Genomic DNA, 14,113 nt, shown 5'->3' on the forward strand with positions numbered 1-14,113 from the left:
TGTTGTCAACTACTCTCAAACTGCTGAAGAACGAAGGGAACTTCATTGAGTTCATTGATGATTGCATCTGCTCCTTTTGCCTCCTCCCAGTTCAAACTCCGTTTCCAAATCGCTCTCATTCCAGCATTCTTTGCACCCATAATATCCGCTTCAGGATGATCCCCAATAAACACACTCCTCTCAGAAGTTACTCCCAATTGCTTCACGGCTCTGTGGAAAATTTCTGCTTGTGGTTTTCTCACTTGCTCAATCTCAGAAATTAAGATCACCTCAAAGTAATCTTGAATTCCCAATCCTTCAATCGCACGAGTTTGAAACGTTCCTAAACCATTACTCACGATGCCCAACAAGTAGCCTTGCTGCTTCAATTCACTTAGCACTTCAACGAGAAAAGGAAATGGAACACAATGAGCCTGAAACTGTGTCTCGTAATCCTGAAGTAACGCCTGCCAACCTAAACCTCTTACCCCAAACTCTGCAACCAGTTCTTGATAAACTTCATCTTTCCAAACATGACCATGACAGTCTAGTTCGATGAATCTGCTAACGTAATCGGCTTTAGGAATGTGGCTTAAGTAGTTGCCGAGTCTGCCATATTGGGCTGCAATAAATCGCTGAATTGATGTATCCCGATCGAGCAACGTTCCATCGAGATCGAAAAGAACTGCTTCAACCATCCATCGAACTCCCAACAACTATTTCTAACTATGCTCCCACGACCGAAACGAAACAACCAACGACCGTGTTCAGAAGCTGCTACGTTTGCAGGACGATTGTTAGCTGCTATGTGATATCGCGTTAGGAAAAGCGCTATAGCGCTTTTCCTAACGATTCCTGATTATGCGAATTAGCTAGAATCAATAGCGCTGGAGGAATGATGAGCCAAAGTCCTGAAATTGGTTCAAGAGTAATTCCAACAACAGCCGTTAGAAGGAGAATCCAGCCAGGAAAATTTGGCAAGGGAACGTTGTTTGTATGCGCCCAACAGCACAATTGCCCAATTAAGAGAAGAAATGGTGTGATCATCATGCACCAAAATACATCTTCTCGGTCATAAAAAGGAGCCAATGGATGTGGTGCAACTGCATTAAACCAACCCGCCTGCACAATATCCATTAAAGGGTCAGCAAATTGCCATCCAGTGACTAAAGCATGTAAAACACCTGTACAAATTAACCAATATCCACTCACTTGAAGCATCTTCATCTCAATCCTCTCTTGCATACGCTACCGTATGGTTATAGGTTAGGATTCACATAACGTAGATGTCAATACGCTACCGTATAGTCAAGAAAAAAGAGAGTTCTAAGCTTGGACAGCAAGACTGGATTGATTTGGGTCTAAAGGTTTTAGCAGAAAAAGGAGTGGAGTCAGTGCGAGTTGAGCCAATCGCTCAACTGCTGAATGTGACAAAAGGTAGTTTCTACTGGCATTTCAAAAATCGAGAAGAGCTTTTGGAGGCGATCTTACAGGATTGGGTCAGTCGTGAAACAGACAGCATTATTGAGCAAGTTGAAGTGGAGGGCGGTGATGCTTCAACAAAACTGCTCCACTTGTTTGAACTGGCGATTCAAGATGATGGTCAGGTCGAACACGCAATTCGATCTTGGGCAGCGAACGATTCTAAGGTTGCGTTGCTACTTGAGCAAGTTGACCAGCGGCGTTTGAGCTATACCAAAACTTTGTTTTTAGAACTAGGCTTTACACCCTTTGAAGCAATGGTACGCGCTCGGATGGTTTATTACGCCTTGGTTGGAGAGTTTACCGTTAGTACCCGAACTAACCAAGCTGAACGGTTAGCTGAAGTACGGCTTCAGCATCTTATTCTCACCCGACGAGATTGATAGGTACAGTCGCTACTGATAACCGAAAGCCACCCAATCTCAACCTACCAGACTTGAAACTACAAATTACTTGCACTCAAATGATGCAATCAAAGGATTGTTAGACGCTAATAGTTGATTGAGAGATTCAAGGGCTGTTGCCTCGTCACGAACATGAGCATCGATGAACATGGCAATCGCCTCCGCCATTAAGTCCCGCAGTTGTTCTTCTGATTGGGTAGCTGGAAAGTCTAGAAATGGTCTGCCTGTTGTGAAATCGAATGGATCGGCAATCGAAAAATGGTTGGCTCCTTCTAGAAGCAGCAAATAACTGTCACTTCTGCCACCCGCGATCGCCTCTTGAAAGGTCAGCTTAACTGGTGTTGTAGCTTCTTCCCAACCCACTCCATAGCGATGGCTACTATTGGCAATAACTCCATCACGAGTTCCCCCGATTAGTAGGAGGGGTAAGGAATCTGGTAGAGATAGGATCGTGCCTGCTGCATAACCTAACTGGGTAATCGCTGCTGTATGAGCGCCATAGGCGAAAGCAGCGACAACAGATGGAAAAAAGCGTGAATCTGCGCTTTCAATTGCAACCCTGCCCCCAGCAGAATGTCCTCCCAGAATGACACCATTTAAGTCGAGCAGACCCGCCAGCACCCCTTCACCCTGGAGCCTCTCTAGCTCCCTTAGCAAAGTCGGTAAAGCAGAAGCCGTCGGAGCTGTACCATACATAGCTGGAGTCAGCATATTAATGTCAACCCCAGGAGTAAGCGCCACCATTCCAGGTAGATTTTCGGCAATCCAGGAAAATGTAACGACCACTAATCCACGCTTTGCCAACTTAACAGCCAGCCATTGATACAGTTCAGGACCGCAATTGATACCGTTGAAAAGAATAACGACCTTGAAGGGGGAGTGTTGAGCATCAGCAGGAACAATGCCTATGTCCTGCTCCTGGTCGCTACCTGTCAACTGGGCGGGGTAGAAAACCTTCAGTTGAATGTTGTTGTAAGGAGGGGCAGCATCTTCAACTGTAGCGGCTCGGAAAAATGCTCGTACATTCATAATATTGATCTTGCTACTCAAACCAACGTGGCTTTAATGCTCCTCTAAAGCATCCCCCTTTAGAGGGGCTTTACGATCAGTTTGAGCAATTATTTTGTTTCCAGGTCGCTGCTTACCTCCAACAAACGATATGACTTTGTGACCGCTAACGGTTCGGGTCAGCAGTTCCAGGGTCTTTGAACCGAACCTAAGCGGCTTCGGTTAATCCGTTGCATCCAAACTATTAGCTGGTCGTAGGATATTGATGATGGTGAAAAGCATATACTCCAGCACCAGAAATTAAACCAGCAAGCCCACCAAACTCATAGAACTGGCTATTTTGTAGGTTGTGCAGTAGTATTTCAAATTTAGACAATCTGCTAGTATCCCAACTCCGACGATCTTTATTTAGACGAGGTTCTAGCTTTTCTATTACGTACCACTGAAAGGCATTTGCTTCCTCATATGAGTCACAAATAATGTATTGCCACAGACCACCACTTAGATATGCAGAAACAATGCTTTCTCCTTTCTCGGGTTCTGGCAAAGCTATTCGTATTCGTACTTGAAGCTTCAACATTACCCTTCAAATGGTTGTTTCTAATCCTTTTAATTACATCTCGACCGTCACCAACATATATCAACATGAACTTGGAAGCCTTTTATTAAGTGCTTAAGCAACATTAATTTCAGCATTCCCACTTCAGGAAAGTATTCATTCAAATCCTACCTCATTGGATTTGGAAGTAATGTGGCTTGGTTAAGATGTAACAAGTTAAGGTTATCTAACAACTTATTGTACGGAGCTTTGCTGTAGATCTGCCCAAATTTGGATAGAGCAACGACTACTTTGCTGTAGATTTGCTAACAAGGGGTCGATCTACAGCAGCCTTGCTACGGATCTCCCTGATCTGAGGAGGATTTACAGCAAGATTCCGCGATCTGCTCAAGCTCAATTGGAGTGGACGTGGAGCAAGAAGTTCGTTGGATGGATAAAGGAGAGAGGGCGATCGCCCCCTCTCCTCCCTCTTTTCTTACCTTCTTCGATCGCGGGTCAAAATACTCATTACCTCACCAGAACTAGGAGCAGGTAACAACGGACTCCACATTCCCACTTGGGCAAAGCCACGTCGATGCAGGTCGTGAATGGTTTCTATTACGCCATCACGAGAACCGATGATCAGAACTCGCAGGCGATGCGAAGCAGTTCCCCCTATGGGGTAATCGCGCTCACTATTCTGAAGGGCAGAAACTTCTCTCTCAACAGTCGGGGCGTTGGGAGATTCCAAAAAACATTGAGACATGAGTTGTACTCCTTAAGGTTTTTGAGGAAACCCTAAAAACCTAGCCACCCCGCTTTTTTTGACACGACAAGTCGGGGTGGCTAAGGGAGTGTTAAAATTCACCGTTAGCCGCCAGACTGCTCGGTACAGTTTGGGGGTTAGCTGCTCAAGGCTGTTGCCGCAGCCTTGGGTAGCGCTAGGTCTTTGGGTAGTGTAGGGCTGTCTGTGCGTAAAATTGACAACCTTAACGTGAGAGCATATCTGAGCAAACGGTATTTAGTCAAGGTGACAGACTACGGATTTTTTTGAGAGAGAAGGGAAGCGATCGCATTCGGTTGCAGCACCGTCGCGTACAGGTCAATCAGCTTTGCCTGTAGTGCCTGCTGTGCCGGAGTCAATAGCCACTGCGGATCAAACTCATAGCCCAGACCCCAAAACAGTTCTGTTTCCCAGGTTTTAGTTGCTGTCATAGGTCAAATTTGCAGTGAATTAGGAGCGAGAAAAACTTGGGTTGGTCTGTCCTACAGAGCCATTTTTCAAAGAAATCCTGTGTAGGGAAGCTTCTCTACACAGCTGCTCGATCCAGGCACACAGTGCCATAAAATGGATGTTTAATTTACAGACGGGACTATACTGGCAAGACTGTAAGGACTTTTATTAGCGATTGCAGTCATCCTGAATACGGTTGTCATAACGACCTGGCTTTACAGGGGTGTTTGCTCTGAACCTATGACTTTTCTCTCAATCCTTTACGGCATTTTTCTGCTGAGCGTTCTGGGCATCTACTGGTCACTAGAGGCGCGATCGCTCAAGTTACTGATTCTGCTGGTTGCCAGCCTGGTCTTTTACAGTTCGCTGCAGCTCCAGTATGTGCCGCTGCTGCTATTAATGACGCTGCTCAACTTTTGGCTGGGACGGGCGATCGCTGCCCCACGCGACTGGCGCGCTCCCGAAGGCGAGGACGAGGACTGGCAGATAGCCCAACAAGATTGGAACAATCGCCGCTTAAAGCTTCTGTGTATAGGCGTTTTTCTGAACGTCTTGCTGCTAGTGAGCTTTAAGTATGTGCCGTTCCTGGTGTCTTCGGTAGGCGCAGTGTTGAATCTACCCGTAGCCCAGGAGAATGCCGCCTGGATTGGCGATCGCCTCATCGCCCCACTAGGAATCAGCTTCTTCACCTTTGAATGCATCGCGTATCTCGTAGACATCTATCGCGGTGCGCCACCGACCCGTAGTTTTCTGCTGTTTTCCAGCTACAAGCTATTCTTTCCAAAACTGATTTCCGGCCCGATCACCCGATTCCATCCCCTGGCAGACCAGATCAAGACGCTGAAATTTCCGCCGCCCAACCAAATCGTCGAAGGACTCTGGCTAATTGCTTGCGGTGCGGTGAAAAAACTGCTGCTAGCCGACCACATCGGCACTCTGGTTGACCTCAGCTTCAACAACCTCCAGCGGGCGGGCAGCGGCGACCTGTGGCTAGCGACCTTTGCCTATGGCTTACAGCTTTATCTCGACTTTAGCGGCTATGTGGATGTGGCGCGGGGTAGCGCTATTCTGCTGGGATTTGAGCTACCGCAAAACTTTAACTTCCCCTACTTTTCCACCAGTATTGCTGACTTTTGGCGACGCTGGCATATTACCCTGGGCGACTGGCTCCGCAACTATCTTTACTTTCCACTGGGCGGTTCGCGCAAGAACCTAATCCGGACTTGTGTAAATCTGGCGATCGTCATGTTGATTGCCGGAATCTGGCACGGAGCCGCCTGGGGTTTTGTGGTGTGGGGATTGCTGCACGGTCTAGCGCTCGTTGTGCATCGGCTAACCGAGGCGCAGTCTCAACGACTCCCAGCGCTCAAGAACTGGTGGCAAAGCCTCCCCGGAACAGTAACGGCCTGGGCACTCACACAATTTATGGTGTTCACCTCGTGGATTTTCTTCCGTCTGCCTGACCTGCGTGAGTCGAGTCTGGTCGTACAGCGGCTCTGGGGACATCCAGCAGACGCTCAATTTGCTCAAAAGATTTACGCAGAAGCATTAGGGAGCAATCGCCTCCAAATCACTTTTCTACTCTTACTGATCGTGGTGGGAATGGCGATCGCCTACCTGATTCAGCGAGGGCTAAAAGTGCAGTTAAACTGGTCAGTCAAAATTCTGCTGGTGCCAATTTGCCTATTTGCCGCGTGGCTGCTAGCTCCAAATGAGGCTGCGCCTTACATCTATTTTGATTTCTAATGCGGAATCCGTTCTGTAAAGAAGCACTATTTGGTGTAAGGACGAAGCACTCGGCAAAAGAATTGTGCTTCAGTGGCAGGGATTGCGACCGAATGCTTCGCCCCAACAGCTGCCGCTATTCTACAGACGAGTTTGGTATAAGTAGTAGCTGTCAAGCTTAAGGTCTTGGGTTGAAGTGCGAGACCTGACATCCCAATATTTAACTTTGGGGCGACAATTCGCGCTCTGGAGCAGTCTCCAATGGTGGACGCAGCACGAGATAGGCGATCGCCCCCAGCAATGGCACCAGTGCCACTGCCCAAAAAATTCGCTTATCCTGCAAACCCCGTCGTGCCATATCGTCACCAATCAGTGCTGGAAATAGCAGACAGAGCATACAAAAATCTAGGCTCATGACGTGGATAAAGCGATCGGTTTGCCACTGTTGAATGAAATTGCTCCAGTCTCCGGCAGTTAGACCGTAAGTGAGGAGGGCGATCGCTCCTAACGCCAGCGCCAACGCTGTCCAGCGAGAATCGAGCGGTTTGAGTAAAGCATTCTTCTCACCGACGAAAGTTGGATTGGGTTTCCGTAAAGCCAGATAAGGCAACAGAGCAAACGCGCCTACACCAAACGAAGCCGACGCAAACAGCCAAGCTGGAACCTTTTGCCCTCTGCCGTCAATAAACACTAGACAAGCGTAGAGCATTGGCAAAACGCCCATGATGTTAAACAAAGCAATCACCAGTGGATTAATGCCATCCCACTGTCCAGTAGAGAGATCTTTGATTAACGCAAACGTATCTGGCTGATTGGGCGGAGCCAGCAAAAAAGCATAGGCAGAAAAACCCGCCCACAGCAACCAAAACGCAATCCTTCTAACCATAGCCCTCGCTTTTATCTCCAATGATCGTTACACACTCTCATCTATAGCAAGATTCAGCGGGGGTGAGAAGGCGTAGGAGGAGGATATTCTTGACTGCACTTCAGAGCAACTCTAGGTAGTAGAAGCAACCCTTAGCTGCAATTCAGGCAGCTAAGGGTTTGCGTATCTCTAAAGTATGCGTGTAGCGCTGCTATGTAATCAGAATTGCAGTCATCATATCAAAGTAGCGACTTGATTTATTACATGAACAACTTGCTCATAGCTCTGCCTGTCTCCTCGTTGCTGAAATAACTCTGCCGCTCGTTGAATGTTAGGCAGCCCATCCTGCTTCCTGCCCTGATTAACATAAAAACTGCCGAGGTTGAAGTGTGCCTCAGCTAGGTAGGGGTCAAGCTTGATCACCTGGTTGAAGTCAGCAATGCAGGCGTCATTTTTCATGTCAAAGTACATTCCGCCCCGGTTGTAGTAATAGTCAGCAACTCTAGGATTGAGTTGAATTGCCTGAGATAAATCTGCCAGCGCATATTGCCTCTGCCCCAATCCTTGATAGGCTGCGCTGCGATAGTAATATAAATCAGCCAGTTCTGGTTCTAACTGAATTGCCTCAGTGAGGTAACTGAGCGCTTGCTGGAAGTTTTCTGCATTCTGCGCCTCGGCTGCTTGTTGAATCAACGGCTCAACTGGTGAGTGCCTGGAGGCAATTCCTGAGCGATAGTGATTTTGAATTCGAGGTAGCGCATCGTCGGCTAGATAACAAGTTTCAGTTGAAAGACACAGATCGATCGCACTCTCAAAATCCGCTAAAGCTTGGGGAATATGATCGAGTTCCAGGTTGATTTGCCCTCGTGTGTAGTAAGAGTTAGCTAACGAGGGATCAATTTGAATGCTGTAAGTTAACTCCTCTAATGCTCGTTGTCGATCGCCCAAAAGATAATACGCCAGTCCACGGCTACCATAAGCTTCAACCAGATCAGGAGTAAGCTGAATAGCCTGAGCAAAGCAGGCGATCGCACTCTGGTAGTCCTGCATCGCGATACAAACGTTGCCCCAGGCAGAGTACGCTAATGCAAAATTAGGATCTAATGCGATCGCTTGTCGGAGATCAGCGATCGCTCCTCGATAATCCTCACGCTTAAACTTCTCAACGCCTTGATTCAGGAGATTGTTTGGAGTTTCTGGAGGAACTTTTGACGGAAGATAGGATCTTCCATCCAGGTCAGTTGAGTCAGAGAAATCAGGTTTACTCCACAAGGGGTTGGACTGTTGGTCAATTTTGACCGTCACCTCATGGTTACCGCGTTGCCCAGGATTACCTAGTGTGGGAACCCCTCGGTTCTGCAAGGTGAAGACCGTGTTGGGCTGGGTTTGTGGAGGGATAGTCAACGTTGTCGCTCCATCAAGGGTGTTGACCTGTATGCCGCATCCAGAGAGCGCTTGTTGAGCGCTAATCGTCACTTCTGATGATAAGTGGGTTCCCTCCCGCTGAAATTCAGGATGTGGACTCACAAACAGGTAAACATACAAATCACCAGCTTCACCACCATTTTCTCCAACATCTCCTTCTCGTGAAACTCTGAGACGAGTCCCCTGATCAACCCCTGCTGGAATAGTAATCGTCAAGTTTTTGGCGATCGCAGTTCGACCACTTTCCCCACAGGTATTACAGATACCTGGCTGCATTCCTAGCCAACTGCCAATGCTTCGTCGTTGCCCAGAACCTTCACAAGCATGGCACCTTTCTAAATGGCGAATCCGAATTATTTCTTCTCCACCCAAAACTGCCTTACGAAAATCCAATGTCAAATCAAACTGTAGATCTTCGCCGCGCCGCGCTACCATGTTTCAGCCCTTGGTTGTCTAATGTGTACATACATCTGGGATAAAGTACAGTTAGTTACCTAAACCCCAAAGCATTTGGACATATACAGTAGATTCAATTGCAGAAACAGGATTTACGTATTGAGTGCAGTATCCTAATTGCTGGGAGCAGCACTTTTGGGTGGGCGAAGAGGCAGGCGCACCTGAAAGCGTGTATCCCCAGGCTTTGACTCAAAGTGAACATCACCCTTGTGTTGACCGACGACAACGCGGCGAACGATGTCTAGTCCTAACCCTGTGCCTTTGCCAACTTCTTTTGTGGTAAAAAACTGTTCAAATATGCGGGGTTGGATATCAGCAGGAATGCCCCCTCCGTCATCAGCAATCTCAATCAGGACGCGATCGCCCTCTAGCGCAGTGCGAATCCACAGATGTCCCTTTCCCTGAGTTGCATCGACGGCATTATCAATCAAATTTGTCCACACCTGGTTTAGCTGAGGTCCGTAGGCACAAATTTTAGGTAAGTCACCGTACTCACGTTTGACCGTCATTCCATATTTCAACTTATGTTTCAGGATAGTGAGTGTATTGTTAATGCCCTCATGTATATCCAACTCTTGAAGCTGTGCCTGATCCATGTAGGAATAGCTTTTCATCGCTGTCACCAGTTCAGACATGCGGGTTGAACCAAGCTTAATGTCTTCTAAAAGCTTGATTCCAGTCAGCGTTGCTTCTAGCCAGGTCAAAACGCTGCCCAAACAGTCTGGCTCGATGTGCGTCATGATTTCATCTAGCCGCTCTGGGTGTAGATTAGCCGTGACTAGCATTGGGGCAAGTTTCCAGCCATTCTCGACATCATGGGCTTCTAGCCAATCGGCGATCGCATCTTCTGCTTCACTTTGGGCGATCGGGTCAAACAGACAGCCCTGCTTAGCGGACTCTGTCGCCTGAAGATATAGGTCGCTCAAAAACTTAATCCGGTCTGCCGTCATCGGCTGCTCGTGTAGCTTGAGCGCCAGGTTAGGGAGTTTTTGCAACACCTCTTCCAGGTAAAATACATTCCGTTTAACCGCTGCTGCTGGGTTGTTTAGCTCATGGGCTAGCCCCGCAGAGAGGGTCCCAAGGGAAATCAGCTTAGCCTGCTGCTGAGTGACCGACTCGTGAATTTGCGATCGCTGCGCCGAAATTTTTAAAATGCTGCGGAAGATCGACGGACAGATTCTCAGCATTTCCCAGAAGCCCTCCGGAGTCAACTTGTAGAGATGCACACGGGTTACGGTTCGCCCTGTTGTGGGATAGGCTTCATCTAACAGCAAAATCAGTTCTGCAAAAACGTCTCCCTTGCCTAACGTCACTGCATGAGCCGATTCCCCCTGCACTTCTTTTGTCCAGGTGGTTTCTCCCTGCAAAATCACATAAAAGCCATCCGCCGGGCTTCCCTGAGCGGCAATCAACTCTCCTGGCTCTAGCCAAACTTCAGTACCCTGCTCAGCGAGCCACTGCAACTGTTGATCGGGCAAATGGGCAAACAGTGACACCTGGCGCAACATCTCTTTGATGTCAGTCATCACAGCACCTCAGATTGAGCTAAGCCCAGCTTACTTCATGAAACCGCGAGAAATCCTGCGCTAAGACAGATGAGAAACGTCATTGCAAAAGTTTAATCTGCTAATGGTTGGAGCCTTATACCGTTTTGCAAGTTCCCAAAAGTTCTTGCTGAGTGAACTTCCAGCGGTTTGTTTGAATTCAAACATTTTAGCTCTAAACTATCTAATTCCTCATCTTTTTGAGCAATTTACCTATCTAAAGATATAGCCATGACTTCTCTACAAGAACCTGTTGCCCGACGGAGCCGATCTTTCGTTACCTTGATCTGTGGTTCTGCTGCGCTGGGTGGTTTTCTATTTGGTTTTGATACGGCAGTGATCAATGGTGCGGTTGCAGCGATACAAACCGCCTTTGGTGCAAACAGCGTACAGATCGGGCTTGCTGTCTCTCTAGCACTTTTAGGATCAGCCGTTGGGGCATTTTACGCTGGACACATTTCAGATCGGTTGGGTCGAGTCAAAGCGATGATCATCGCTTCCATATTATTTACCGTGAGCGCCATTGGATCTGGACTGGCATTTGGAATTTGGGACTTTATTTTTTGGCGAATTTTAGGAGGGGCTGCGGTTGGCGCAGCTAGCGTGATTGCCCCTGCCTACATTGCAGAAGTCTCGCCTGCTGCATGGCGCGGCAGAATGGGTTCTCTGCAACAGCTTGCCATTGTGGTTGGAATTTTTATTGCTCTGCTGTGTGACTACTTTATTGCAGTCGGAGCAGGGTCGGCTGAGTCACCGTTCTGGTTTGGCGTTACAGCCTGGCGCTGGATGTTTTGGACAGAAATTCCCCCGGCAGTTCTCTATGGCATAGCGGCGTTGCGAATTCCAGAGTCGCCTCGTTATTTGGTGGCTCAGCACAGAGAGTCAGAAGCCATTCAGGTTCTCTCCAAGATTGAGAAAGGAGACATCTTGCAGAAGGTGCGTGATATCCAGCAAACGGTGATGCGAGAGCGTAAATCTAAGTTCTCAGACTTAGTGAGTCGCAGCGGTGGACTGTTGCCCATTGTCTGGTTGGGAATGGGACTATCAATCTTTCAACAGTTTGTCGGAATTAACGTCATCTTTTACTACAGCAGCGTGCTGTGGCGATCGGTTGGCTTTACAGAGGCAGATTCACTTTGGATAACGGTGATTACGTCTGTCACTAATATTGTGACGACGCTAATTGCGATCGCCTTTGTCGATAAATTTGGTCGAAGACCGCTACTACTGATCGGCTCCATTGGCATGTTTCTCACCCTAGGAACACTCGCTGCTTTGTTTGGCAATGCGCCTGTTGATGCCGCAGGCAATCCGGCTCTGAGCGATACGTCAGGACTTATCGCCCTGGTTGCAGCCAATGCCTATGTGTTCTGCTTTGGGTTTTCTTGGGGTCCAATTGTCTGGGTCTTGCTGGGAGAAATGTTTAATAACAAAATACGGGCGATCGCTCTGTCTGTTTGTGCTGCCGTGCAGTGGATTGCCAACTTCCTCGTATCAACGACCTTCCCTCCCCTATTGGAGTCCTTTGGCTTGGGCACTGCCTATGGTTTGTATACCATCGCTGCTGCTATCTCATTTTTCTTTGTGCTCCTCCTGGTCAAAGAAACCAAGGGCAAAGAGCTAGAACAAATGTAGCGAAGGAAATTTCCGTGAAGGGTTACCTACTTCTGAAGATACAAGGGGCGGTTCGCGAACCGCCCCTATGCAAAACGTATCTTAGCGACGGATATTTATTCCTCCTGTAGAGGTATTTTGCAAACACCCTAAAAACTCCAAGCATCGAATTTGCGGTGTTCTCAACGCGATTAAAAATTGTATCTATAGCTACAGAATATTGCCTAAACGATAAACAAGCCTTACAATCCGTATAAGATAATACTATTTATAACGGTTATGAATTCTGGGGCAGATTTAGATTGGGAAGAAGCATTTGAATATAGACCGGGGCAAATCGTTGAATTAAAAGCCCAACCTGGCACCTTTGATACAATCGCCGATTACGAGGCAATGATGGTGCCGCCCATCTGGTTGGTGAATGATTCACATCCCCGCTATCCCCATGAGCTGCGCGTGATTGCTCAGCCACCGATGGAAGACAATCCTTTAAGACCTCAGTGTCCGTTAAACCTGGAAAAGGTTTATGCCTAACAACCGATGAATTTTTATCCATGCTCGTGCGAAATAAGGTAGTAAAGCTGCCCTCACTAAATACCACGAGCAGGAAAAATTCTTATGGTAAAGATTGGCTACCATGCTTCCCATGAACAGTTCAAGCCGAGTGAACTGCTGAAGTACGTGCAACTGGCAGAGCAAGTAGGCTTTACCCATGCTCTTTCCTCTGATCACTTTCATCCTTGGACTGAGCAGCAAGGACAAAGTGGTTTTGCCTGGTCGTGGCTAGGGGCAGCTATGCAGGCAACAAACCTTTCCTATCGAGTAGTTTGTGCGCCTGGGCAGCGATATCATCCTGCAATTATTGCTCAGGCCTCAGCAACTCTAGCTGAGATGTTTCCCGATCGCTTCTGGATCACGGCTGGTAGCGGACAGGCGCTCAACGAAACGATCACAGGCGATAAGTGGCCGATCAAAAGCGATCGCAATACTCGGCTCAAAGAATGTGTGGATATCATGCGATCGCTCTGGGCGGGCGAAACCGTAACTCACCGCGGACTAGTCTGTGTTGAAGAAGCCAAACTTTATTCCCGTCCTGATACTCCGCCGCTAATCATCGGTGCAGCCGTGACCGCTAAAACCGCAGAATGGCTGGGTAGTTGGGCTGATGGACTGATCACGATTTCGCGCCCACCCGACCAACTTAAGGAAGTGGTAGACGCTTTCTGTCGAGGTGGTGGAGCCGGAAAACCAATGTTGCTGAAAGTCCAACTTTCCTATGACCGAGATGAAACAGCCGCCCGCCAAAAAGCTCACGAACAGTGGCGCAGTAACATTTTTGAAAATGTATTGATGACAGAACTGCAATCCCCTCGTCAGTTTGAGGTTGCGGGTCAATTTGTGCAACCCCATGAGTTAGATGGATCCGTTCGCATTTCTGCCGACCCTCAGCAACATATTGATTGGCTGAGACAAGATATTGAGTTGGGGTTCAGCGAACTGTTACTGCATAACGTCAACCGTGAACAACAACAGTTTATTGAAGTCTTTGGTGAGAAAGTGCTTCCGGCACTTCAGCCTGTATCGGTTGGCTAGGTATTGACTAGATACATTCCACAAACAACATCCCCTCTATGAGAGTGTTCAAATTTTTGTGTAGGTGTGAGCATTTTGTCCGCACTTACACAAAAATCAAATCAGTCCCCCCCTCTGTAGAGTAGCGGTATCGGTAGATACTGTGCATGTAGGTTGAAGTCAAGCAGGTTGAGGAGTTATGTCAGTTTGGGGTCAAAGGGCTTCTGCGAATGCAAGACCCCGAAGACCCAACGAATGACCTTGTGC

Annotated in this window: 13 protein-coding genes; 5 read left to right on the forward strand and 8 right to left on the reverse strand. The window is 47.9% G+C overall.

Annotation, left to right across the window (positions count from 1 at the left end; genetic code table 11):
- Nucleotides 1-5: 5 nt before the first annotated feature.
- Both H6G00_RS14110 and H6G00_RS14115 read right to left on the reverse strand, forming a co-directional pair.
- Nucleotides 6-677, reverse strand: coding sequence for an HAD family hydrolase (locus H6G00_RS14110; RefSeq protein WP_190797225.1), 672 nt, complete (start codon nucleotides 675-677; stop codon nucleotides 6-8).
- Nucleotides 678-810: 133 nt separating this feature from the next.
- Nucleotides 811-1,206, reverse strand: coding sequence for a DUF6463 family protein (locus H6G00_RS14115; RefSeq protein ID WP_190797226.1), 396 nt, complete (start codon nucleotides 1,204-1,206; stop codon nucleotides 811-813).
- 59 nt (nucleotides 1,207-1,265) lie between these two features.
- On the opposite strand from H6G00_RS14115, the gene H6G00_RS14120 reads away from it, so the two are divergent.
- Entirely contained in the window at nucleotides 1,266-1,844 is a 579-nt protein-coding gene (locus H6G00_RS14120; RefSeq protein WP_190797227.1) for a TetR/AcrR family transcriptional regulator, read from the forward strand.
- 66 nt (nucleotides 1,845-1,910) lie between these two features.
- Here H6G00_RS14120 and H6G00_RS14125 read toward each other — a convergent pair whose 3' ends face one another.
- The 3 genes from H6G00_RS14125 to H6G00_RS14135 all read right to left on the reverse strand — a co-directional run bounded on the left by H6G00_RS14125 (nucleotide 1,911) and on the right by H6G00_RS14135 (nucleotide 4,626).
- Nucleotides 1,911-2,894 (reverse strand): dienelactone hydrolase, encoded by a 984-nt coding sequence (locus tag H6G00_RS14125; protein ID WP_190797228.1) that lies wholly within the window; start codon nucleotides 2,892-2,894, stop codon nucleotides 1,911-1,913.
- Between the two features lie 1,013 nt (nucleotides 2,895-3,907).
- A complete protein-coding gene (locus tag H6G00_RS14130) occupies nucleotides 3,908-4,177 on the reverse strand; it encodes a hypothetical protein (protein WP_190685104.1) in 270 nt (89 codons plus the stop codon).
- 272 nt (nucleotides 4,178-4,449) lie between these two features.
- Nucleotides 4,450-4,626, reverse strand: a complete 177-nt coding sequence (locus H6G00_RS14135) for a hypothetical protein (protein ID WP_190797229.1) — start codon at nucleotides 4,624-4,626, stop codon at nucleotides 4,450-4,452.
- A gap of 259 nt (nucleotides 4,627-4,885) precedes the next feature.
- On the opposite strand from H6G00_RS14135, the gene H6G00_RS14140 reads away from it, so the two are divergent.
- Complete coding sequence (locus tag H6G00_RS14140) at nucleotides 4,886-6,391, forward strand: MBOAT family protein (protein ID WP_190797230.1); 1,506 nt, start codon at nucleotides 4,886-4,888, stop codon at nucleotides 6,389-6,391.
- A gap of 199 nt (nucleotides 6,392-6,590) precedes the next feature.
- Here H6G00_RS14140 and H6G00_RS14145 read toward each other — a convergent pair whose 3' ends face one another.
- The 3 genes from H6G00_RS14145 to H6G00_RS14155 form a co-directional block, all read right to left on the reverse strand.
- Nucleotides 6,591-7,256: a DUF2834 domain-containing protein gene (locus H6G00_RS14145; protein WP_190642960.1), complete on the reverse strand. Its 666-nt coding sequence runs from the start codon at nucleotides 7,254-7,256 to the stop codon at nucleotides 6,591-6,593.
- Nucleotides 7,257-7,469: 213 nt separating this feature from the next.
- On the reverse strand, nucleotides 7,470-9,095 hold the full coding sequence (locus tag H6G00_RS14150) for a tetratricopeptide repeat protein (protein WP_190797231.1): 1,626 nt from the start codon (nucleotides 9,093-9,095) through the stop codon (nucleotides 7,470-7,472).
- Between the two features lie 134 nt (nucleotides 9,096-9,229).
- Nucleotides 9,230-10,642 carry an ATP-binding protein gene (locus H6G00_RS14155; RefSeq protein WP_190797232.1) on the reverse strand — a complete coding sequence of 471 codons (1,413 nt, stop codon included), beginning with the start codon at nucleotides 10,640-10,642 and terminating at the stop codon, nucleotides 9,230-9,232.
- 249 nt (nucleotides 10,643-10,891) lie between these two features.
- Here H6G00_RS14155 and H6G00_RS14160 point away from each other — a divergent pair, with 249 nt between their 5' ends.
- The 3 genes from H6G00_RS14160 (at nucleotide 10,892) to H6G00_RS14170 (ending at nucleotide 13,867) form a co-directional block, all read left to right on the forward strand.
- Nucleotides 10,892-12,295, forward strand: coding sequence for a sugar porter family MFS transporter (locus H6G00_RS14160; RefSeq protein ID WP_190642957.1), 1,404 nt, complete (start codon nucleotides 10,892-10,894; stop codon nucleotides 12,293-12,295).
- A gap of 258 nt (nucleotides 12,296-12,553) precedes the next feature.
- Entirely contained in the window at nucleotides 12,554-12,808 is a 255-nt protein-coding gene (locus H6G00_RS14165) for a hypothetical protein (RefSeq protein ID WP_190642956.1), read from the forward strand.
- Between the two features lie 84 nt (nucleotides 12,809-12,892).
- Nucleotides 12,893-13,867 (forward strand): TIGR03885 family FMN-dependent LLM class oxidoreductase, encoded by a 975-nt coding sequence (locus H6G00_RS14170; RefSeq protein WP_190797233.1) that lies wholly within the window; start codon nucleotides 12,893-12,895, stop codon nucleotides 13,865-13,867.
- The last annotated feature ends 246 nt before the right edge of the window (nucleotides 13,868-14,113 follow it).

The sequence above is a fragment of the Leptolyngbya sp. FACHB-541 genome, assembly GCF_014695875.1.
Classification (GTDB): domain Bacteria; phylum Cyanobacteriota; class Cyanobacteriia; order Elainellales; family Elainellaceae; genus JAAUTN01.

Bases quoted from the DNA above. Each gene is read 5' to 3' on its own strand.
- H6G00_RS14130 (WP_190685104.1), bottom strand. From the start codon at position 4,177: ATGTCTCAATGTTTTTTGGAATCTCCCAACGCCCCGACTGTTGAGAGA.
- H6G00_RS14110 (WP_190797225.1), bottom strand. From the start codon at position 677: ATGGTTGAAGCAGTTCTTTTCGATCTCGATGGAACGTTGCTCGATCGG.
- H6G00_RS14155 (WP_190797232.1), bottom strand. From the start codon at position 10,642: ATGACTGACATCAAAGAGATGTTGCGCCAGGTGTCACTGTTTGCCCAT.
- H6G00_RS14140 (WP_190797230.1), top strand. From the start codon at position 4,886: ATGACTTTTCTCTCAATCCTTTACGGCATTTTTCTGCTGAGCGTTCTG.
- H6G00_RS14125 (WP_190797228.1), bottom strand. From the start codon at position 2,894: ATGAATGTACGAGCATTTTTCCGAGCCGCTACAGTTGAAGATGCTGCC.
- H6G00_RS14150 (WP_190797231.1), bottom strand. From the start codon at position 9,095: ATGGTAGCGCGGCGCGGCGAAGATCTACAGTTTGATTTGACATTGGAT.
- H6G00_RS14135 (WP_190797229.1), bottom strand. From the start codon at position 4,626: ATGACAGCAACTAAAACCTGGGAAACAGAACTGTTTTGGGGTCTGGGC.
- H6G00_RS14165 (WP_190642956.1), top strand. From the start codon at position 12,554: ATGAATTCTGGGGCAGATTTAGATTGGGAAGAAGCATTTGAATATAGA.
- H6G00_RS14120 (WP_190797227.1), top strand. From the start codon at position 1,266: ATGTCAATACGCTACCGTATAGTCAAGAAAAAAGAGAGTTCTAAGCTT.
- H6G00_RS14170 (WP_190797233.1), top strand. From the start codon at position 12,893: ATGGTAAAGATTGGCTACCATGCTTCCCATGAACAGTTCAAGCCGAGT.
- H6G00_RS14160 (WP_190642957.1), top strand. From the start codon at position 10,892: ATGACTTCTCTACAAGAACCTGTTGCCCGACGGAGCCGATCTTTCGTT.
- H6G00_RS14115 (WP_190797226.1), bottom strand. From the start codon at position 1,206: ATGAAGATGCTTCAAGTGAGTGGATATTGGTTAATTTGTACAGGTGTT.
- H6G00_RS14145 (WP_190642960.1), bottom strand. From the start codon at position 7,256: ATGGTTAGAAGGATTGCGTTTTGGTTGCTGTGGGCGGGTTTTTCTGCC.